The organism is Mesorhizobium sp. M0601, assembly GCF_040320845.1.
Taxonomy (GTDB): domain Bacteria; phylum Pseudomonadota; class Alphaproteobacteria; order Rhizobiales; family Rhizobiaceae; genus Mesorhizobium.
This window is the reverse complement of record NZ_JAMYQK010000012.1, coordinates 31,028-51,363: the sequence shown is the minus strand read 5'-3', so window position 1 is coordinate 51,363 and position 20,336 is coordinate 31,028. Positions and strand designations below refer to the sequence as shown.

Sequence of the window (20,336 nt, the reverse complement as noted above, 5' to 3'; positions counted from 1 at the left end):
ACCGATTTGTCCGCTGCTGACCGGGAGGTGACCATGGCCAAGCTGATCAAGAGACTGCCGACGCTGCCGGCGGAGCGCGCGCTGAAAGTGATTTCGGGCCGCTGGAAGGCGGTCATCCTGTACCATCTCTTCGACGCGCCCCGGCGGCTATCGGCGCTGCAGGCGCTGATGCCCGATATCACCCAGAAAGTGCTGATCCAGCAGCTTCGCGAAATGGAAGAGCACGGCCTCGTCCGCCGCGAGATCTTTGCCGAGATACCTTCGCGCGTCGAATATTCGGCGACGCGGCTCGGCCTCAGCCTCGAGCCGATCCTGCTGGCACTTTGCCAGTGGGGCCAGCATCACGCGGACGAGCTGAATGAGATGGACCGCCTTGCCGATTGCATCATCAGACCACGGCAAGCGCAGGACGCCCATGCCGTGTAAACAAAAGGGGCGGCGCATGCGCCGCCCCAATGGTTGGAAGACTTAATCCTTGGGAGGACTGTTCGAACCTGTGCTCAGGCCGCCTTGACTTCCTCGGCGACGGCATCGGCCTGACGCGCCGTCTTCAGCACCCTGGCCCACCATGCAATGTCGTTGACCAGCGCGGTTGCCGCCTGGTTGAGGTGCTCGAACTCGTCGAGCTTCTTGTCGCCTTGCTTGACCGCAAGGAAATCGGCCCAGGAGATGTGTACGGCGGACTTCACCGGCGCCATCTGCAACTCGACCGCATGCAGCCTCAGCTGCTCGACCGCGCGCGCGCCACCGACGCTGCCATAGCCGACGAAGCCGGCCGGCTTCTTGTTCCACTCGTTGGCGGCGTAGTCGATGGCGTTCTTCAGCACGGCCGTCGGGCCATGATTGTATTCGGCGGCGGTGAAGATGAAGCCGTCGAATCCGGCGACCTTCTTTTGCCAGCGCTGCGCCACTTCGTTCTGCGACGGCACCCAGGCGGAGGATGCGACCTCATCGAAGAACGGCAGCGGGAAATCGCGCAGGTCGACGACTTCGACGTCGATGTCGGCGTGCGACTTGGCGATCTTGGCAATCCATTCGGCCGGGACGTCGGCAAAGCGCGCGGCGCGGGTCGAACCAATGACGATGGCAATTTTGGGTTTTGACATAGAGGGGCTCTCCTTACAGGAATACTGGTATCGTTTAGATACCTGAGCTATATGAGTAACTGGCCGCTCAATGTGCAAGGAGGCACTTTTTTGTTACCAAGGCACCCGCACCGCACCGAGGACTGCCGCGCCATCTCGGAAATCCTGCAGCGCGTCGGCGACAAATGGACGGTGCTCGTGGTCGGCAAGCTTGGCAACGGGCCGCTGCGTTTCAACGAGTTGCGCAGCGCGGTCGGCGGGATTTCGCAAAAGATGCTGACCACGACCTTGCGCGGGCTCGAGCGCGACGGCTTCGTTACACGCACCGTGTTCCCGACCATCCCGCCGCGGGTCGACTACGAATTGACCGATCTTGGCTACGAACTGCTGGTGCCGGTCGATGCGCTCGGCGAATGGGCACGCAAGAACACCGAGCGCGTCAAGGCGGCGCGCGAGAAGTTCGACGCCATGCACAGCTGAACCCTTGTGCTGCAAGGGTTTGAACCTGCCCGGGAGCCTCCGGATGAGCGCTACTGCTTTAACTGCATCTTGGTCTTCGGCAGCTTCTCGATCCGGTTCCATTTCGGGTTGGGACTGACCACCCTGCCGCCAATCGTGCAGGTCGTGGTCGTCTCCTTGCGGCAATTGCTCACCGTCGTGCCGCTGGTGTCGCATTTCGTCGCCGAGCAGATCTCGCACTTGGCCGCTTGCCCGTTGATGGTGCGGTTTTCCGACGTGCAGGTGGCGCCTGGATCGCCTTTTTTGACCTCGGCAAAAGCGCTTGCGGACGACAGGCAGAGCAAGGCTGCAAAGGCACCCGCCAAGGCAGCGTTCAGCATGTGTTGACGCATTGTCTTTCCTCCCAAGATCCCGTCGGTCGCGCTGCAGGCGCGCATGCGGGAACCCGTTAGCCAAAGACCACGTGGGATCGCTGTCCGCATCCCCCGCGCGGGAGAGACGGCTGTTTAAATCCGTCTTCTGGGAATCAGGCCGGGTCAGCCTTCGGCCGGAACCGCCTTCGGCTTGCCTTCGCCGTCCAGCGCCACCATGACGAAGTCGGCATGGGTGACCTTCTCCATCAGGTCGGAGAGATAGCGCTGCGCCCAGGCCTCGACCTTGAGCGTCATCGAGGTGCGGCCGACGCGTTCGACATGCGTATAGATGCACAGCGTGTCGCCGATCTTCATCGGCTTGGCGAAGGACATTTCCTTCACCGCCGCCGTCACCACGCGGCCCTTGGCGCGCTCGGCGGCGCGGATGCCGCAGGCGAGATCCATCTGCGCCATCACCCAGCCGCCAAAAATGTCGCCTGCCGCATTGGCGTCGGAAGGCATGGCCAGCGTCCTGAGCGTCAGATCGCCGATCGGCCGCCCGTCCGCGTAATGCACCATGCTGAAAAAACCTTTGCGATCGATTGTCCCGATCCGTATCGGCGGGACGATGATACGTCAACGCGCTCTCCGCACCTGGGTTGCCGGTATGGTGCGCGGCGCACGTACTAACGATAGAGTGCGTAATCGATGGACTTCTCACTTGCTTCTAGGGCGATACACCCCGCCATCACGTGCGAAAGGCTCTATATCTCGACAATCAGGAGGGGCTTTAACGGCGGCCATCCTTGCCAACAGGTACGGGACTCGAAACTCATCCATATTTTTTTTTTGCATTTTCTCCACAGCGTTCGAACTGACAGAGTAATCGGGGCAAGTGATGAACGCTTGGAGATATCCACCCCATGCCACCGCCGCTGCATAGATTTTGTACTGTGAACTGCCACGCGGCGCCGCATTGAGTAGACTTAGCATCTCGTCGCGGGGATTCGGGGTTCCAATATCTAAATCTAGAATTTCATAGCTGAGGTCATCGCACTCTGTTCCGGGTACCCCGCCGCCTTTGGCGCTCCAAGTGGTTTGTGCGTCGGAGTAGTGCTTTTGTACCAGTGCGAGGTCTGAAGGACTAAGGCTCCAAGTCAGCTTCTTATAGTAATTTTCGAATGCGTTCATGTCTATCAGCGGAACCAAGTCGCACTTGTCGTCAAATTCTTTGTGTTGCGTCAGCGCGTTCATCATGCGGCCGAGTATATCGGCGCGAGCCAATGAATCTTGGCTGGCCACGTTCTGATAGACCTCTTCCGCCAAAACGGTCGACGACGCGAGAGAAGCGAGAAGCGGCAACAAAAAGATCAGGCGCATTTTGAGACTCTCCACGTGAGCGTCGCCGATTTTGTCAGATGCAGCAGACCCTAACGAAGGACTGAGATAACAACAATGTAGGAATTACGGTTCTACCTACCGATAGACTGAACGGCCTCGAAGAATTCACTCGATGCCGAGCCCTTGCTTTGCGTGCCGGACAGGTGTCCGACGTTCGAGCGCTCGACGCAACGTCGGCGCCTCTTGCTCGATATGATCCCACAGACGGTTCGAGATCGGCCCGTGCGGCCGGTCGCGGCGGCGCGCCACCACCAACTCCTCGGTGCGGCCTGGCAGATGACGGCCGGCAACGGATTGCAGGCGTCCGTCGCGCAGCTCTTCCTCGATCAGGAAGCGGGGCATGTGGCCCCACGCGAGGCCCTGCAGGATGATTTCCTTCTTCATCCCCTGGTCGGCCACCATGCATTGCGGCGCACCCTCGATCATGAAGTAGTCTTGTTGCGGTGAATGGCGGGCCGTGTCGCGCATGACACATTGGGTGAACGCGTGCATCTGATCCGGCGTGATGGGGTGCTTGATCCGCTCCGGTAGAAAGCCCGACGCCACTACTGGGACGAAGGGCACCTTGCACAGATCGATCCATTCCACCCGCGGATCGGTCTTGTCGATCCAGTGCAGGATCAAATCGGCTTCGTCATCGAAGAGGCGCTCCCACGGGCCGCCCACCGCCTCGAAGTGCAGATGCAGGCGTGTGCCCGGACACTGGGCGAAGAACCGTCCGAGCATGCCCAATGCCTGCGGACGCGGGCAAAGGTCGCCGATCACCACATGGATCTCGCTTTCTTCGCCCATTGACAGCTGAGCAGCATGAAGCCGCAAGCCCTCGAGCTCGCGCAGCAGCGATTGTGCCCTGCGATGGAACGACAGCCCTGCCTCGGTGGGGCGCACGCGATAGCCGCTGCGATCCAGGAGAACGAGGTCGAGTTGCCGCTCCAGCTTTGCAACGGCTGCGAACACAGCCGGGTGCGAGCGATGCAGCATGGCCGCCGCAGGCTGAAAGCCGCCGCAGCGGACCACCGCATCGAAGCATTGCAGGTCGTGCAAAGTGAATTCGGCCATGTCAGCTTCTATTACAGAGATAGTCCTATCTTTGTAATATCATCAAAAGCGCGCCGCAGCTAGGCTTTGCCACATTCAACGCTCCAAGAAGGAAGGTGTATTCACCATGAATGAGCTGGATTTCGTGACCGTCGGCGATGGCACACGCATCGCCTACCGCATCGACGGCGACGCCGGGAAGCCCGTGCTGATGCTGTCGAATTCCATCGCCACTACGCTGCGGATGTGGGACATGCAGGTCGGCGAGCTGTCGAACCATTTCCGTGTTCTGCGCTATGATTTTCGCGGCCACGGAGGGTCGAGCGTTCCGGCCGGCGCTTATTCGCTCGACCGGCTTGGCCGCGACGTGATCGAGTTGCTCGACACCCTGGGCATTGAACGCGTACACTTCCTCGGTCTGTCGTTGGGCGGCTTCGTCGGGCAGTGGCTCGGCATCCACGCGCCCGAGCGGATCGAGCGCTTGATCCTGAGCAACACCTCGTCCTACCTCGGACCGGCAAAGCAGTTTGACGAGCGGATTGCCGCCGTGCTGCAGGCGCCGGATATGTCCGAAACCGCCGAGATGTTCCTGGGCAACTGGTTTCCTGCGCGTATGCTGGCGGCCAACGAGCCCGTCATCGAAGAATTTCGCGCCATGCTGCTGGCCATCGACCGGCAAGGCTTGGCTGGTCTGTTCGCGGCGGTTCGCGATGCGGACCTTCGCCGAACCGTAGCGCTGATTTCCAGGCCAACGTTGGTGATCGCCGGCCGGCACGACACTGTGACAGCCGCCAGCCATAGCGAGTTGATCGCGGCGATGGTGCCCGGCGCGAAACTGGTTGTCCTGCCCGCGGTCCACTTGTCGAATGTCGAGTACCCCACCGAGTTCATGGAGGCCGTGCTTGGTTTTCTGCGCTGAGATGGAGCACGACAGGGACGCTGAGTGAAACCCCGGTTTGAACATCCCCGCATGGGCCGCAACCTATGATGCGCTAGCGCGCAGTGCAGGCTAGACTGGGCAATATCAATAGCGGATGACGGCTGACATGGAACTTGGCTTTCGCCCATTAACGCCCGATCTGTGGCCGGCGCTCGAGGACCTGTTCGGTGACAGCGCCGTCTGCAGTCGCTGTTGGTGTATGTACGGACGGATCGGCAGTTCTTATCGAAAGCGACCCGGCGAGGAAAACAAGGCAGCGTTCCGGCAGGCCGTCCAGCATGGTCCGCCTCCGGGTTTGCTCGCTTTCGACGGCGATACGGCTGTCGGCTGGTGCCGGGTGACGCTGCGAGATGCCCTGCCCTGGCTCGATCGGCTATGGCAGCTCAAGCGCGTGGACGACAGGCCGGTCTGGTCCCTGTCCTGCCTCTACGTGCGAAAACGATACCGCAGGCGGGGCGTAACATTCCAGCTGATTGCGGAAGCACTGGAAGTCGCAAGGCGCGCAAATGCTCCGGCACTCGAAGCCTATCCTTTCGAGGCCGACGTATCGCCGAGTGCTTCCGGCAGCGGATATGCCTCCACCTTCGCGCGCGCCGGGTTCAGGGTCGTCGCTCGCAGAACGCCGGCCCGCCCGATCATGCGCTATGATTTCAAGCAGATTGCCGATCATCGCCTGTAATGCTTGGATCGCTTGCGAGGAAGCTCAGGCACTTCGAAATGAAGCCGGATCGTTTTCAACTTTTGGTCAGAGGCACAACGTGGATTGGTTCACACGACGCAAGCCGTTCTCGGGCGCTGCGAAGTCAGCTTTCCCATTCAGCATGTTGACCACCATGGCAGAGGAGGAGCTGACGCCCTTTGTCGACGACACTTACCGAACGACGTCCCGACATCTCATTTCTGATGGAGCGGTCATCTATATTCCTTATCGGTTACATTTTCTGCCAAGCGTGCGAGAGCATCACCTTGGCTTTTCATTTCCGTCGCATTGCCTGCTGACACGATCGACAGATGGCTTTTTGCGGCAGAAATCAGCCAAAGTGATCCTGTCGCTGAACGAAAGTTGGAGCATCGCCTTCGTCGTTCTGCTGTTGGGCGAATATGTCGTCGAAATCGCCGAAGACATCTACGCCGCAGTACCTGATCTGGACGCTTCAGCCTATGCCAGTTTTGTCCGACAGAACCGAGACGTAATGCGTGCAATGCGCAGCAAGGCCACAAGCTATTGGAATGCCTATTACAGGCGTGCTTATCCCAACCGGAAATCCTATCCAGCCATTGCTGTCCTCAATCAACTCGATGCGTGGGCAAGTTAGGTCTTCATCAATCTTCTTGGCGCTGAAAGTCGAAATTCAAACGAAGTTGCCAGTCGCTTTTTTCACATCGGATGCCGGAAGACCCGGCGACGCCGCGCCGCGCTCAAGTCTAGGCTAGAGCTGAATTCCGGAGCCAGCCGCAGCCACAATGCAGACCTATGATTTCATCATCGTCGGCTCCGGTTCGGCCGGCTCGGTCCTGGCCGAAAGATTGTCGGCTTCCGGCCGCTTCTCGGTGCTGGTGCTGGAAGCCGGCGGCAGCGACCGTCGCTTCTACGTCCAGATGCCGCTCGGCTACGGCAAGACCTTCTTCGACCCGGCGGTCAACTGGAACTACAAGGCCGAGCCGGATTCGGGCCTGGCCGGCAATGTCGACCACTGGCCGCGCGGCAAGCTGCTCGGCGGCTCGAGCTCGATCAACGCCATGGTCTGGATCAGGGGCGCGCGTGAGGATTTCGACGCTTGGGCAGCGGCCGGCAATCCCGGCTGGGGCTTCGACGACCTGCTGCCCGCCTTCAAGGCGCTTGAGGATAACCAGGCCGGCGCCGACCAATGGCGCGGCGTCGGCGGGCCGCTGCATGTCACCGACTGCTCGACCTCCGTCCATCCGCTCACCAAGCGCTATCTCGCCGCCGCCAACCAGGCCGGCCTGCCGCTCAACCCGGATTTCAACGGCGCCTCGCAGGAAGGCGTCGGCGCCTACCAGATCACCACCAGGAACGGCCGCCGCATGTCGGCGGCGCGCGCCTTCCTGCGCCCGGCGATGAAGCGCAAAAACGTCCGCGTCGAGATCAACGCACTGGCGACAAAGATCCTGTTCGAGGGCAAACGCGCCGTCGGCATCGAATATCTCCAGAATGGCGCGACGAAAACCGCCCGCGCCGGCCGCGAGGTCATTCTCTCCGGCGGTTCAGTCAATTCGCCCCAACTTCTCCAGCTCTCCGGTGTCGGCCCGTCGGCGCTTCTTGGCGCGCTCGGCATTCCCGTCGTTCACGCCAACGAGAATGTCGGGGCAAACCTGCAGGACCATGTCGGCATCAACTACACCTTCAAGGGCAGGCTGCCGACGCTCAACCAGATCCTGCGCCCGTGGTGGGGCAAGCTGCTGGTCGGCATGCAATACGTGTTTTTGCGCTCAGGCCCGCTGTCGCTGTCGATGAACAATGCCGGCGGCTTCTTTCGCACCGATCCGGCCATGGCACGGCCCAACATGCAGCTCTATTTCCAGGCGTTTTCAACCGTCATTCCGAAGAGCGGCGAACGCCCGATCCTGACGCCCGATCCATGGCCGGGCTTTTCCATCGGGCTGTCCAATTGCCGTCCGTCGAGCCGCGGCGAAATCATGATCCGTTCCGCCAATCCGCGCGATTATCCCAAAATCGTCGCCAATGCCTTTTCGACCGGGGCGGACGTCGCTGAAATGCTGGCGGCGGTGAAATTCGTCAGGAAGATCGCCTCGATGCCGGCGATGGCCGAGATCATCGAGGAAGAGGTTTTGCCCGGTCCCTCGATCACCTCCGACGCGGATCTCATTCAGGATTTCAGGAAGCGCTCGGGCACCGTCTATCACCCGGTCTCGACCTGCCGCATGGGGCCGGACGCGGCGCACGCCGTCGTCGATCCGCGCCTCAAGGTACACGGCATCCAGGCGTTGCGCGTCATCGACGCCTCGATCTTTCCGGACAACATAACCGGCAACACCAACGCCGCCGCGATCATGACCGGATGGAAGGGCGCCGAACTGGTTCTGGAGGATCAAAAATGAAAATCACCGACGTCAAGACCTGGGTGGTCGGCAATCCGCCGCCCGGCATCGGCGGCAAGTATTTCATCTTCGTCAAGCTCACCACCGATGGCGGCGTCGTCGGCTATGGCGAGGCCTACAACGCCACCTTCTCGGCCCATGTCACGGCGAAAATGGTCGAGGACATGGCCGAGCGTTATCTGATCGGCCGCGACCCGCACGATATCGAGACCTTCTTCCGCCGCGCCTATTCGTCCGGCTTCACCCAGAGGCCCGACGTGTCGGGCATGGGCTGTTTCTCGGCGCTGGAAATCGCCTGCTGGGACATTATCGGCAAGGAGGCCGGCAAGCCGGTCTACAAGCTGCTTGGCGGCCAGGTACACGAAACGCTGCGTTCCTATACCTACCTCTACCCGCACAGCGGCAGCGTCCATTCGGAGGACGCCCGCGGCAAGAACGTCTACAATGATCCTGACCTGGCCGCCGCCTGCGCGCTCGAATATGTCGAGCAGGGTTTTAACGCGGTCAAGCTCGACCCAGCCGGCCCCTACACCGCCTTCGACGGCCACCAGCCGCGCCTCGTCGACATCGACCTCTCCGCCCGTATGGTCAAGGCGATCCGCGAGGCGGTCGGCACCAGGGCCGACATCCTGTTCGGCACGCACGGCCAGTTCACCGCATCGGGTGCGCTGCGCCTCGCCCGCGCCATCGAGCCCTATGATCCGCTGTGGTTCGAGGAGCCAGTGCCGCCCGACATGCCCGAGGTCATGGCTCAAGTGGCGCGCGGCACTTCGATCCCCATCGCGACAGGGGAAAGACTGACCACCAAGTTCGAATTTGCCCGCGTCATCGAGAACCGTGCGGCGACCATTCTTCAGCCCGACCTCGGCCGCTCCGGCGGCATTCTCGAAACCAAGAAGATCGCCGCCATGGCCGAAGCCTACCACATCCAGGTCGCGCCGCACTGCTACTGCGGACCGATCGTCGGCGCCGCCAACATCCAGCTTGCGGTGACGCTGCCCAATTTCCTCATTCTGGAATCGCTGAAGCAGTGGAACGGCTTCCACGAAAAGCTGCTCAAGAAGAAGATCGAATGGCTGGACGGCAACGTCATCCCGTCGAAGGAGCCAGGCCTCGGTGTCGAACTCGACGAAGCCGTCTGCGAGGCGCATCCCTGGACCGGCAAGGACCTGCATTTGCAGATGCTGCAGACGCCGTTGATGCCTTGAGCGCGCGTCAGAGCTATGCCTTCGTCGGTCTTGGCCATCTCGGCGGCCAGCTCGCCGCCAACCTGATCCACAACGGCTTTGCCGTCACCGTATTCGACCTCGACCAGGCGGCCGTCGAGCGGCTGGTGATGCTTGGTGCCGATGCCGCCAACAGCCCGGCTGATGCCGCTGGCCGCGCCGGCAATGCCATCACCTGCCTGCCCTCGCCAAAAGTCAGCGAGGCGGTGCTGGCCGGCCCCGGCGGATTGCTCGAAGGCCTGCCCGCAGGCGGCAGTTGGATCGAGATGTCGACCAATGGCCAAGACGAGATCTTGCGCCTTGCATCCCTCGCCTCGGCAAGAGGCGTCGAGACGCTCGAATGCCCGGTCACCGGCGGCGTGCATCTGGCAGCCGTCGGACAGATCACCGCGCTGGTCGGCGGCGACGCAGCGCTTTATGCGCGCCACCGCCCTGCCGTCGAGGCGATGTGCGCGCGCTCGTTCCTGATGGGTCCGGTCGGCTCGGCGGCGGTGATCAAGGTCATCACCAACATGCTGGCCTTCATCCATCTGGTCGCCGCCGGCGAAGCGCTGATGCTGGCCAAAAAGGGCGGGCTCGACCTTGCCCAGTCCTATCACGCCATCGTCGCCTCCTCCGGCAACAGCTTCGTCCATGAGACCGAAAGCCAGCTGGTGCTGAACGGCTCCTACGACATCGGCTTCACCATGGACCTGGCGTTGAAGGATCTCGGCTTCGCCCTCGGCATGGGTGAAAAATTCGGCGTTCCGCTCGAGCTTGCCTCGCGCGTCGACGCAATCTTCAGGCAAGGCAAGCAGGCCTATGGCGGCAGCGCCTGGTCGACGATGATCGTGAAACTGCTCGAGGATGCCGTCGGCACCGACCTGCGCGCACCCGGTTTCCCGGCTAAACTCGCAAGTTGATATTGGCCGGATTATCAATCGATTTCAGTCGATTGGAGAGATCGCCGGAACCAGAGCCGCAGTCAACTGAATCAAAGACTTAACAGCTTGATTCAATATCTCAGCGTCAATGCGCCGGGCAGGATCTCGAAAGTCGCTGGTATGCGACCCGGCGATTCGCCGTCTATGTCGATCAGCGCGGCGTTCTTTTGCAGATCGCCGAGCGGCTCGACAACCACTTTCTTGCCGCGCAGGATGGTGATCGCAGGATGGTTGCGGTGCCGCCCGCCATAGAGCAGGCGGATGTCCCAGATCAGCTTCAGCTTGCCGGCGGCGCGCAGGATGACGATGTCGAACTCGCCGTCGTTAAGCTCGGCGTCGGGCGCGATCATCATGCCGCCGCCGAAGAATTTGCCGTTGGCCACCGCCACCAATGCCATGCGCGCCTCAACCGGGGCACCGTCGTCGATGGTGATCGCAACCTCCTGGAACCGATAGCGGAGGAATTCCCAGACCGTGCGCCAGTAGAACAGTGCCTTGGCCGAAACCTTGCCCTTGCGCCTGTCGGCGTTGACGGCACGGTCGGTAGCGCCGGAAAGCCCGAGGCTGGCGATGTTGATGAAATGGCGGCTGGCCAGTGCGCCATGGTCGTCGACATAGCTGATGCAGCCGGCATCGACCTTGCGCGGCTTGGCCTCGGCAATCCGCTTCAGCGTCAGATCGACATTGTTCGACAGGCCGAGCCCGCGGGCAAAGTCGATGCCGGTGCCGCAAGGCAGCAGCCCGAGTTCGGCCGTCCGGCCGCTTTCCCGGAAAGCCTTCAGCAGCCCGTCGGCGACTTCGCTGGCGGTGCCGTCGCCGCCGGCCGCGATCACCAGCTCGAAGCCGATGGCGGCAAGGTCGAGCGCCAGCCGTTCGGCATCCCCCTCGGCCTGCGTTTCACGCAGCTCGAAATCACCGAAATGTCTTTTCAGCGAAGCCGCAACCTCGGGCCAATGCCGCTTGAGCCTGCCGCCGCCGGCGATCGGATTGAGAACCACCGCGACCTTCAAGCCTGCCTCCCAAAGGCCATCGAACACGCCTTCCAATCATTTGCCGGCATTGAAGCCCGCGCCGGCCTGCGGGGCAAGGGTCGATTACCCGACAATGCGGCTTCGGCATCGAGGCGGCAAATCCGGACCGGCGGCGGCAGAGATCGGAAAGTCGCTATTTTGGCAGGGTCAGTCCCCGATAATCCCGCTATCCACAGGCATGCGGCAGTTCCGCCAAACGCTTATCCGACGTACGTTAAAACCCATCTCAGGCGGCTACCGATCGCCACGCCGAAAGGCAAAGCGGAACGGCGGATTTCCTGAGGCCCGTACGGCCCTGAACGAGAACAGGCTTGCTTGTTGGAGGGATGGACGCCGAGACCTACGGGGCCGCGGAAAGCGTGCGAACGCCGACGGCGGACCGATGCTGCCATGAAGGACGGCAAAAACCTTCGATGGCGCGCTGGGCAAAGCTCGCAAGAGTGGAGACCGGCGTGGTCCGGAACGGACGCTGCCCTCGGGTGGCGACTGGCAGGACCGTCAAAATCAAGGCCGGCATGGCGCGACATCTTTCGGGAGTTGCTGCCGCGACCGTGTCCTGATCTGACAGGGAGGCGCTGGGAGAAATCCCGGCGCCGACTGTCTTTGTGGCCCCGCCTGACGATTTTGCCGGCGACGCTTCACGCTGCGCCAAAATCAGCTACTATCCATTTGTCGTCGGGGGCCGTTTAAAGGGGCTGACGGCAGGGGGACATTTCATGACGCTCATCCAGAAGCTTGCTGTTGCCTATGCTTTCCTGTTCTTCGGCGTTGTTGCCATCGGCTATGTGCCGGCTTTCAACGACGCCGGCGGCAATCTGTTCGGCCTGTTCTCGCTGCAATGGTACGACGATTTGCTGCACGCCTTCTCCGGCGTCTGGGCGCTGGCCGCCGCCTTCATCTCGCACCGCCAGGCGGTGTTCTATTTCAAGCTGTTCGGCTCGGTCTATCTGTTCGACGGCGTGCTCGGCCTGGTCACCGGTTCCGGCTGCCTCGATGGGGGCATTTTCATCAACGGCTTCCGCTCCCTGAGCGACATCGAATTCCCAGCCCGCTTCTTCGCCAACCTGCCGCACATCGTCATCGGCGGCTTCGCCGTCTACGTCGGGTTCTGGCTGTCGAAACGTGTGTACGACCATTTCGCCACGGCCTGACCGGCCATGTTCCTGTTCCGCTGGCTGAAGCGCATCATCAAGGCGATCCTCTGGCTCGTCGTCATTGTCGTGTTGATCCCGATCGCCGGGCTGGCCTACGGCTTTCTCACGACGCCGTCGCTGGACACAACGCCATTGCCGGGCGTCGCCGAGGGTGCCCCGCCAAAGGCGCTGGCCGACAAGATCCGTGCCGAGATCCCCGGCTACCAGCGGCCGGAGGAATCGACCTTTCTTACCTATCCGGAATGGGCCATCGTCTACGCCGCCCGCGAATATGCCGGCTTCGTCGACAAGAACCAGCCGAGCGGTTTTCCCTATCTCTCCTATATCGGCCGCTTCTGGCAGGACTATGCGATGGTCATCCGCGCCAGTTCTACCTACAAGTTCAACCTCGACAACCACCAGATGCTGGTGATCATCGGCACCAGCCACACGATCGAGCACGCCATCCAGTGGGCCTATGAAAATACGATCGGCCGCGTCACCGAAGCGACAGCCGGCAAGCGCACCGCCGTCGACATCTACCAGGCCAAGGTGGCGGCCGACTACGCCGGTTTTCTCGATCAGGTGCCGTGGTACCAGTTTCCCTATGCCGAAAAGCGTGCCGGCCTGTTTGCCGTCCAGCCGGCGCCGGACGACAGCGCCGTCCGCACCAGCGAACGCAAGCTCGCCTTCGGCCTCGCCGACACGGTCAAGCAGGGCTATGCCGATCTGATCAAGTCGGCGCTCGCCGCCACCACCGATCCCGCCTTGCTCGATATTCATGTCTGGGCCAAGGGTCCGGTCGGCGAGGTGACGCGCAACGAACCCGACACCTTGCTGGAGCGCGATCTCGGCGCCGACGGCGCGATCTTCGTCACCAGACGCTATCAGGTGTTCACCGACATGATCCCGCGCCTGATCGGCAAGGGCGTCTCCTTCGTCGAGATCGGCGGCAATGACGAGATCATGGTCACCATGCTTTCCAATGACGAGATCAATGTTCCCGAAGGCGCACGCACCTTGTTCAGCTACCCGCTTCCGGCGCAACCTTCGACGCGCCGCACCGGCCTGACCGTCGCCGTGCGCAAGCTGCACATCGTTCTGCCGGCGCTGATGACGGCGGGCGCCAGGCTCGAGCATGTCTACGATTACTGAGGCCTTTCGGTCACAGCCGGCCTCGGCAGGACGTTGCGTGATGCTCCGTCACGCTCATTCCACAATCGCGGCCAAATCCCGCCTTGTTCCGCAACGATTGATGATGCCGTAGACACGTTGTCTTGCGCACATGTGCCAGGCAACTCGGAGGGACACGACCGTGATCAAGACCGCCCTTGTCGCCATGACCATCGTCGGCTGCGATTGCGACGCCAGGCTTTGCGAATATATCGGCGAGACGCCCGCCAAATGGTCGACCATCGCCGAATGCGAAGCGGCGATGAAAAGCCAGATGCTGCACGAGCGCAATTTCGACTATCCGCTGGTCTCCGGCATCTGCCGGACACAGAACTCGTCTTCGTCATCGCAGCTCGCTGCGACCGCTTCCGAGCCTGAATTGACGACGGCCAGTACGGCCGCGACAGACCCGCTGCCACCGGAACTGAGCCATCGGCCCAGTGCTGCGGTCGGAACGCAGGCCACGGCGACGGAAACGGAAGCCGTCCGGCCGGTCGCCTATGAAGCGGCGGTCGATGGCGGCCGCGCCGTGCTCTACCGCACGAAGGCCGGCTACGCCGTGGTCAAGACCGATCTCGGCCGCGCCGCATCGGCAACGATCGGCATCGCCAGGCGTTCGGCGAACTGGCTGGCGGCGAAGCTGCCTGACGGTTTGTAGCCGCCGCTTCAGGCCGTGCCGATCAGTGCCTTGACGGCGCGATAAAAAATCGACGAAAACAGCTCGCCCGGATCGTATTGCAGCTTCTTCGCCAGGAAGGACGGCAGTTCCGGATAGGAGGCAAGCAGCTCCTTGCCTGTGTAGTGGAGCTGGTAGGGCAGGAAAAAACGCCCGCCATGCTTGATCGTCACGTCGATCAGCGCCCTTGTCAGCGCCCGCATCCTGGCATTGCCGTCAGCGTTTGTCGGCTGATTGATGTAGAGCACCAGCGAATAGGCCGGCTCCGGCGCATAATTCAGCGCCACATCCTCCTTGTGGACGATGCGTACCGACGCGTTGAGCACCGGCAGGGTCTGGTTGCGCAGGATCTCGCGCGCTTCCGCGATGAACGGGTTATAGGCCGCCCGCGGGATGAAATACTCGTGCAGGATGTCGGTCTCATCGAGCAGATCGTTGAACAGATAGGGCACTGAATCGTGCATCGGATGGTTGCGCGTGACGAGGCAGGCCTCGCCCTCGCCCATTGCCGTCGTCCGCGCCACCGTGCAGCTCTCGAATTGCGGCTCCAGCGTCTTTTCGGTGAACCATTTCAGCTCCTGGAACAGGCTGCCCCATTTCGCCAGGTTAATGATCACCCGCTTGAGCCCGACCGAACCCGGTTCACCGATTGCCGGCTGGTCGGCCGGCGGCTGGTCGGCGACCTTATCATAGCGGTAGACGATCATATCCTCGAGGAAATTGCCCGGCGCAGTCGACAGATGCCCATAAAACAGACCGATCGCCCTGTTTGGCGCCAGAACCTCGGCGAAGAACGTCGGGAAATCGTCCGATTTGATGATCTCGCGCGAGGTCCGGTAGACGGCGTTGTCGACGATGTCGAGTGTCGCCTCCAGCACCACGCCGAACAGGCCGTAGCCGCCGACGACGTGGCGGAACAGCTCGGTATTTTCGGCCGGTGAGCAGGTCGTCACCGAACCGTCCGCCAGCATCACCCGCATCGATCGGATCGAACCGGCGACCGAGCCGGCCTGGTGGTCCATGCCATGCGCGTTGACCGACAGCGATCCGCCGACCGAAAAGATGTCGGTCGACTGCATCGCCTTCACCGCGAAGCGCGGGTGCAAAAGGTTCTGGATGTCGTGCCAGCGCGCGCCCGGCTGCAAGGTCATCGTCTTTGCAGCCGGGTCGATACTGACCTTGTTGAATTTACGCATGTCGAGGACCAGCGCGTTGTCGTCGAAGGCGTGGCCGCCCATCGAATGGCGCACCGCCGCGACCGAGACCTTCAGGCCATTGGCGCGGGCAAAGGCCAGCGCGCTCGCGATGTGGTCTTCCTTGCTGACTTCGATAACGCCGTAGACCGGTGTCATCGACAGGCCGCTGGCATCGTTGATGTTGCCGCCCTTGGTCAGCCATGGCAGCGCCGGATCGTAGGCTGGCGGGCCCTCCAGCGGCTTCTGCGCCAGGTCGATTCCGTCAATGTCGGCGATGCGCCCGGAATTCTTCTGCCCCGACGGACCGCGCGCCAGCCGCGCCACGGTCGTGCCGCCCCAGAGCATCGCGCCGCCGACCACGGTCGTACCCAGCAGCAGCCGCCGCGACAGGCGAAACCCCTTGCGTTCTTCGACCATAGCCCCACCCCACTGCCCCAGGAATAGCGCCTGATGGAGACAAAAACCAGTTGCCAATCAGACGTTCGGCGAACGATGATCCGGTTTGTCTGGCGAAAATGTCGAAAGCAGTCGCATCATGAAGCTTGCAGCCCGTATCGCGCTTGCCCTGTTGCTTGCGTTTGCTCCGGCATCAGCCGACGCGCAGACTCCTGGTCAAGGCGACGACAAGGTCGTCAGCGTAGCTGGCGACGATCCGGAGATGGCGGCCGCTATCGAGCAGGCGCGTGCCAGCCTCGACGACTTCCTGGTATTGGCCGACGCACCGCCATCCGGAACGGCCGACTTCCAATTGAAAGTCGTGGTCAGGGACGGGGACGCCACTGAACATTTCTGGGTCTTTCCCTTCCACCGGACGGCGGCCGGATTTGCAGGAACCTTGGACAACGAGCCGCAGACCGTGCACAACGTCGTGGCAGGCCAGGAGATCGAATTCAGCCGGGACGATATTTCCGACTGGGGCTACATGAAGAACGGCCGCCGGGTGGGAAGTTTCACTGTCTGCGTTCTCTTCAAAAAAATGTCGAAGGAAGACGCCGACTATTATCGCCAAAACTATGGCTTCGATTGCTGACGGCTGAATTCTAGTTCAACCGGCTTCTACATCCTTCACGCCGATCTTGCGGACCAGTGCCGCGGTCGCCAGGATCGTGGCCATGTCGGCGATCATCGGCGCAACATGCTTGGCATAGTCGAGCGGCACAGAGATGTCCGGCAGTTCGAAGAAGTTCTTCGTCTGCGGAAGCAGCAGAAAGCCGTCGCTGCCGTTGAGCGCGACGCGTGCCGGTTCCTTCGGCCATGTTTCGCCAAGCCATTCGAGCGCCTGCGCCAGCCGGCCGGTCACCAGCGGCCGCGCCGCTTCGATGTTGTCGGTGTGGAACTCGTAGGCGGCGTCGAGTTCGGGTAGGCCGCATGACAATTGTTCCGTCTTGCTGCCGAACATGCCTCGGAAGAAACCTACCACCATATTGGCACGGCGCGCCGCCACCAAGATTCCCGGGAACGGCGCAATGGTGTCGAACGCGATAATGACGCCCTTGAACGCCTGAGATGTGGTCTTGCCGTTCCTCTCCAGCAGCGTCACCTCGTAGAGCTCGAACGCAACGCCTTCATACCGACCGGAGACGACGTCCTCGAAATACGAACGGTTGAACACGCCAATCGTCTCGCGCGGCAGCCGATCGAAGGAGTTCGGCGTTACGCCATGCTGATAGCGCACGTCCTGGATGAAGCCGAAGACGATCGGCAGCAAACTGTTGCGGAACGTCTGCTGCAATTTGCGCGCTGGCCTGATCGCCTGGAGATAGAGCAGGATCGCCGCCAGGAACCCGCCGATATAGAGGAACACATGCGGGGTCGAGAACCACTGCTCGTTGGGGTCGGCAACCCCGTTGAAGAGCCAGGCCACCAGCGCCACGAAGACAACCACCGATCCGATGAAAAGTGGCACCCGCCAGCGCGTCCGGCGATAGGCCGAAGCCCTTTGCGCCTCGTAGGCCTCGATGTCCTTCCTGAGGCCGGCGATCACCGCTTTGCTCGGCATGAAATCCGCAGTTTCCATCACCCACCCGCCCCACAAGCCCGCCCGCGTTGGGCATGATAGCCGGTTTGGCGGACCGCGTCAGCGCAGCTGTCAGCGCCCGGCACCGAAGATCGCATCGAGGCGGGCCAGAACCCTTTGCCTGGATTTTCCCGCCAGCGTTTCAACCGGCATCAGCCGCTCGTGATCGCCGGCGCGCAGCCGCATGAAGGCATGCAGCCGGTAGGCGGCGATGGCCCCGCGCGTGCCGGGATCGTCGCTGATGTCGACGACGAGAATGGCGCCGATGCGGCCGCGCCATGGCTGGCGCGCGAAGGCGGTGCCGATGAAATCGCCGAGCCCATAGGCGACGAGCGTCTTGCCGATCCGCTCGATCGGCTGCACGACATGGGCATGATGCCCGGCGATCAGGCCGACGCCATGTTCGGCCAGAAGTCGCGCCATTGCCCGCGTCTTCGCACGTGGAAAATGCCGGAATTCCCAATCCCAATGCGGCACCGCGCAGAGGAGGTCGACACCCGAAGCGGCAGCGTGCGGCCATTGCGTCGGATCGGCTTGCATCGAGACTCGGCCCGCCAACTGAGCCTCGTCGGTATTGCGCCACAAGGTAAAGGCGGCAAGGCCTATGGTCAGCGAACCAACCGCAAACCGCTCGACCGGAGCCGCACTGCCGATCGTGCGGATGCCTAATTGCTCCAGCGCGGCGACGGTCTCGTCGAAGCCGGCAATACCCTGGTCGAGCACATGGTTGTTGGCCAGCGACAGCACCAGTTTTTCACGCGAAATGCCGGCGGCGGCCAGCGCCTCGGCAAGGAACCGCTCGCTCATCGCGTGGTGCGTGCCGAGCCTGGTGCCCCAAACAGCGCTCGGCCGCTCCACCACCGGGCTTTCGCAATTGCCGACCACCAGATCGGCCGAGGCAAGCAGTGCCGCAATCGCCGGATCGCAGTCTGGCGCGCTGCGATTGGCCACCGCCGAGATATCGCCGACGAAAGCCAGCCGCACCGTCCGCGCCGGCAGTGGTTCGAGCAGGGCTGCGGCCGCAGGCGCAAAGCCGCGCGCGTCGCCATTGAGCGAAGGCCGGAGAAAACGCGGCAGCCACGACAGTTTGTAGGAAAGCGGATAGTTCGACACGCGACGCCCAATCGTTTGCCTTGTGTAGACCGTCCGCCGGATTGATTGAAGCGTCGACTGTTGTGGGTGAACCGCAGGCCACAGGCGCAGCGAACCAAATGCGTGTATGATCCACTGCGGAGCGACAAAGGGGCGATCACGATGACGCGTTTTTCCAGGCTGGTGGCGTGCGCCATCATTCTTCTCCTGCCGCTGGCTTCACCCAGCGCCGCGGCTCCCGAAGCGGCGGCCCTGTTCGAGGCAAAAATCGTAGCCGAACGCGACAGCGCTCTTGCCGCTCTGGAAGCCGCCGCGCCAGGCGATCCGGCAGCCGCCTACGCCGCCGGCGCCGGCGAATTCTTCACCGCGCTGGAGATCCTGGCCGGCGGCCTGCACCGCCACGGTTTCGACAGCCCGCAATCCTTCATGCTGCCGCTGATGCGGCTGCCGGTGCCGGACAATGCCAATCCCGAGCCGCTGACCTACGAACAATTCCGCGCCATTCTCGTCGCCTTCCGCGACCGGCTGGAGAAATCCGCAGCCACGCTCGGTTCGGTACCCCCCGACGCCGACATCGGCATGGTCATCGACCTCACCCGCCTCGGCATCGACCTCAACGAGGACGGCACGATCGCGCCGGACGAGAGCGCCGCCGCGATCATGGCGTCTCTGTCACGCGGCGGTGGTGCGCCAGACGCGGCCGCACCCGCCCTCACCTTCCGCTTCGACCGCGCCGACGGCTATTGGCTGCAGGGCTATGCCGAGTTCCTGATGGCGCAGGCCGACTTCTGGCTGGCACATGATTTCAGAAACACATTCGACGGCTCCTTCCACATGCTGTTCCCGCGCGCAAAACTGCCGCTGCAGGATACGCTCGTGCCGCTGGACGGTGGCACGAATGGCGGCATCCTGACGTCCGAATGGCGACTAGCCGACTTTATCTCCCTGGTGCATCTCATTAACTGGCAAGTGGTCGAGCCAGAGCGCCGGCAAGCGGCACGCCGCCATCTCATGGAAATGATCCGGCTGTCGCGCGAGGACTGGAAAGCCATCCGCGCCGAAACCGACAATGACCGCGAATGGCTGCCGGGGCCGCAGCAGAAAGGCACCAGCCCGCTGACCGGTCTCGAAGTTGGTGAGCAGCAGGTACAGGCCTGGCTCGCCGCCCTTGATATGGCCGAGGATCTTCTGGAAGGCCGCACCTTGCTGCCGCATTTCCGCATCGCCGACAAAGGCATCAACATGAAGCGCTTCTTTGATGAGCCAAAAACCTTCGACCTGGTGCTGTCGATCACCGGCCCGGCCATCGCGCCCTATCTCGAACGCGGCAAGATTCTCACCAGCGAGGAGTTCGATCAGATCCAGCGCCAATTCGGCGGCGCCGGGTTTCTGACGTTCGCGCTTTGGTTTAATTGAGCGGCGCACTTCGACGTTGCTCCTGACAACCTGCTGTCAGCAGCCAAATTGCGCGCGGCACCCTTCACCACTCCGCTCTTTCCATTTTGGCCGATA

At 62.3% G+C, this 20,336-nt stretch carries 22 protein-coding genes; 13 read left to right on the top strand and 9 right to left on the bottom strand.

All coding sequences use genetic code 11. From position 1 onward, the window contains the following. Nucleotides 1–33: 33 nt before the first annotated feature. Nucleotides 34–426 carry a winged helix-turn-helix transcriptional regulator gene (locus tag NKI41_RS13920; RefSeq protein WP_352683518.1) on the top strand — a complete coding sequence of 131 codons (393 nt, stop codon included), beginning with the start codon at nucleotides 34–36 and terminating at the stop codon, nucleotides 424–426. 74 nt (nucleotides 427–500) lie between these two features. Here the strand turns inward: NKI41_RS13920 and NKI41_RS13915 are convergent, their stop codons facing one another. Next, a complete protein-coding gene (locus NKI41_RS13915) occupies nucleotides 501–1,106 on the bottom strand; it encodes an NADPH-dependent FMN reductase (RefSeq protein ID WP_352683516.1) in 606 nt (201 codons plus the stop codon). Between the two features lie 90 nt (nucleotides 1,107–1,196). Here NKI41_RS13915 and NKI41_RS13910 point away from each other — a divergent pair, with 90 nt between their 5' ends. Further along, nucleotides 1,197–1,565, top strand: coding sequence for a winged helix-turn-helix transcriptional regulator (locus NKI41_RS13910; protein ID WP_023678378.1), 369 nt, complete (start codon nucleotides 1,197–1,199; stop codon nucleotides 1,563–1,565). Nucleotides 1,566–1,615: 50 nt separating this feature from the next. Here NKI41_RS13910 and NKI41_RS13905 read toward each other — a convergent pair whose 3' ends face one another. The 4 genes from NKI41_RS13905 to NKI41_RS13890 all read right to left on the bottom strand — a co-directional run bounded on the left by NKI41_RS13905 (nucleotide 1,616) and on the right by NKI41_RS13890 (nucleotide 4,357). Beyond that, nucleotides 1,616–1,936: a hypothetical protein gene (locus tag NKI41_RS13905; protein ID WP_352683514.1), complete on the bottom strand. Its 321-nt coding sequence runs from the start codon at nucleotides 1,934–1,936 to the stop codon at nucleotides 1,616–1,618. A 144-nt stretch (nucleotides 1,937–2,080) separates the two neighbouring features. Then, entirely contained in the window at nucleotides 2,081–2,476 is a 396-nt protein-coding gene (locus NKI41_RS13900) for an acyl-CoA thioesterase (RefSeq protein WP_023678380.1), read from the bottom strand. Between the two features lie 138 nt (nucleotides 2,477–2,614). Continuing rightward, nucleotides 2,615–3,277 (bottom strand): hypothetical protein, encoded by a 663-nt coding sequence (locus tag NKI41_RS13895; protein WP_352683512.1) that lies wholly within the window; start codon nucleotides 3,275–3,277, stop codon nucleotides 2,615–2,617. A 126-nt stretch (nucleotides 3,278–3,403) separates the two neighbouring features. Then, entirely contained in the window at nucleotides 3,404–4,357 is a 954-nt protein-coding gene (locus tag NKI41_RS13890) for a LysR family transcriptional regulator (RefSeq protein WP_352683510.1), read from the bottom strand. A gap of 106 nt (nucleotides 4,358–4,463) precedes the next feature. Here NKI41_RS13890 and NKI41_RS13885 point away from each other — a divergent pair, with 106 nt between their 5' ends. The 6 genes from NKI41_RS13885 (at nucleotide 4,464) to NKI41_RS13860 (ending at nucleotide 10,485) form a co-directional block, all read left to right on the top strand. Next, entirely contained in the window at nucleotides 4,464–5,255 is a 792-nt protein-coding gene (locus tag NKI41_RS13885) for an alpha/beta fold hydrolase (RefSeq protein ID WP_023678383.1), read from the top strand. A 127-nt stretch (nucleotides 5,256–5,382) separates the two neighbouring features. After that, nucleotides 5,383–5,955: a GNAT family N-acetyltransferase gene (locus NKI41_RS13880; protein ID WP_198023584.1), complete on the top strand. Its 573-nt coding sequence runs from the start codon at nucleotides 5,383–5,385 to the stop codon at nucleotides 5,953–5,955. Then, nucleotides 5,936–6,592: a hypothetical protein gene (locus NKI41_RS13875; RefSeq protein WP_352683509.1), complete on the top strand. Its 657-nt coding sequence runs from the start codon at nucleotides 5,936–5,938 to the stop codon at nucleotides 6,590–6,592. Before NKI41_RS13880 ends, NKI41_RS13875 begins: the two co-directional genes overlap by 20 nt. A gap of 148 nt (nucleotides 6,593–6,740) precedes the next feature. Further along, nucleotides 6,741–8,357, top strand: coding sequence for a GMC family oxidoreductase (locus tag NKI41_RS13870; protein ID WP_352683507.1), 1,617 nt, complete (start codon nucleotides 6,741–6,743; stop codon nucleotides 8,355–8,357). After that, complete coding sequence (locus NKI41_RS13865) at nucleotides 8,354–9,565, top strand: mandelate racemase/muconate lactonizing enzyme family protein (protein ID WP_352683505.1); 1,212 nt, start codon at nucleotides 8,354–8,356, stop codon at nucleotides 9,563–9,565. Before NKI41_RS13870 ends, NKI41_RS13865 begins: the two co-directional genes overlap by 4 nt. Beyond that, nucleotides 9,562–10,485: an NAD(P)-dependent oxidoreductase gene (locus tag NKI41_RS13860; RefSeq protein WP_352683503.1), complete on the top strand. Its 924-nt coding sequence runs from the start codon at nucleotides 9,562–9,564 to the stop codon at nucleotides 10,483–10,485. The genes NKI41_RS13865 and NKI41_RS13860 overlap by 4 nt, the downstream gene beginning before the upstream one ends. Nucleotides 10,486–10,577: 92 nt before the next feature. On the opposite strand, the gene NKI41_RS13855 is transcribed toward NKI41_RS13860, so the two are convergent. Further along, the gene (locus tag NKI41_RS13855) at nucleotides 10,578–11,516 is read right to left on the bottom strand and encodes a diacylglycerol/lipid kinase family protein (RefSeq protein ID WP_352683501.1); all 939 of its coding nucleotides are present in this window, start codon (nucleotides 11,514–11,516) and stop codon (nucleotides 10,578–10,580) included. A gap of 737 nt (nucleotides 11,517–12,253) precedes the next feature. Between NKI41_RS13855 and NKI41_RS13850 the strand changes: the two genes are divergently transcribed. The 3 genes from NKI41_RS13850 to NKI41_RS13840 all read left to right on the top strand — a co-directional run bounded on the left by NKI41_RS13850 (nucleotide 12,254) and on the right by NKI41_RS13840 (nucleotide 14,501). Continuing rightward, entirely contained in the window at nucleotides 12,254–12,688 is a 435-nt protein-coding gene (locus NKI41_RS13850; protein WP_352683499.1) for a hypothetical protein, read from the top strand. A gap of 6 nt (nucleotides 12,689–12,694) precedes the next feature. Next, entirely contained in the window at nucleotides 12,695–13,825 is a 1,131-nt protein-coding gene (locus NKI41_RS13845; RefSeq protein WP_352683497.1) for a hypothetical protein, read from the top strand. 160 nt (nucleotides 13,826–13,985) lie between these two features. Next, complete coding sequence (locus NKI41_RS13840; RefSeq protein WP_352450478.1) at nucleotides 13,986–14,501, top strand: hypothetical protein; 516 nt, start codon at nucleotides 13,986–13,988, stop codon at nucleotides 14,499–14,501. Nucleotides 14,502–14,509: 8 nt separating this feature from the next. Here the strand turns inward: NKI41_RS13840 and NKI41_RS13835 are convergent, their stop codons facing one another. Then, complete coding sequence (locus NKI41_RS13835) at nucleotides 14,510–16,132, bottom strand: FAD-binding protein (RefSeq protein WP_352683495.1); 1,623 nt, start codon at nucleotides 16,130–16,132, stop codon at nucleotides 14,510–14,512. A 118-nt stretch (nucleotides 16,133–16,250) separates the two neighbouring features. Here NKI41_RS13835 and NKI41_RS13830 point away from each other — a divergent pair, with 118 nt between their 5' ends. Continuing rightward, nucleotides 16,251–16,745, top strand: coding sequence for a YegJ family protein (locus tag NKI41_RS13830; protein ID WP_352469768.1), 495 nt, complete (start codon nucleotides 16,251–16,253; stop codon nucleotides 16,743–16,745). A 15-nt stretch (nucleotides 16,746–16,760) separates the two neighbouring features. On the opposite strand, the gene NKI41_RS13825 is transcribed toward NKI41_RS13830, so the two are convergent. Together NKI41_RS13825 and NKI41_RS13820 are read right to left on the bottom strand one after the other, a co-directional pair. After that, nucleotides 16,761–17,732, bottom strand: coding sequence for a hypothetical protein (locus tag NKI41_RS13825; RefSeq protein ID WP_352683493.1), 972 nt, complete (start codon nucleotides 17,730–17,732; stop codon nucleotides 16,761–16,763). A gap of 72 nt (nucleotides 17,733–17,804) precedes the next feature. Further along, nucleotides 17,805–18,845 (bottom strand): CapA family protein, encoded by a 1,041-nt coding sequence (locus NKI41_RS13820; RefSeq protein ID WP_352683491.1) that lies wholly within the window; start codon nucleotides 18,843–18,845, stop codon nucleotides 17,805–17,807. Between the two features lie 141 nt (nucleotides 18,846–18,986). On the opposite strand from NKI41_RS13820, the gene NKI41_RS13815 reads away from it, so the two are divergent. Continuing rightward, complete coding sequence (locus NKI41_RS13815) at nucleotides 18,987–20,240, top strand: hypothetical protein (protein WP_352683489.1); 1,254 nt, start codon at nucleotides 18,987–18,989, stop codon at nucleotides 20,238–20,240. Nucleotides 20,241–20,336: the final 96 nt, after the last annotated feature.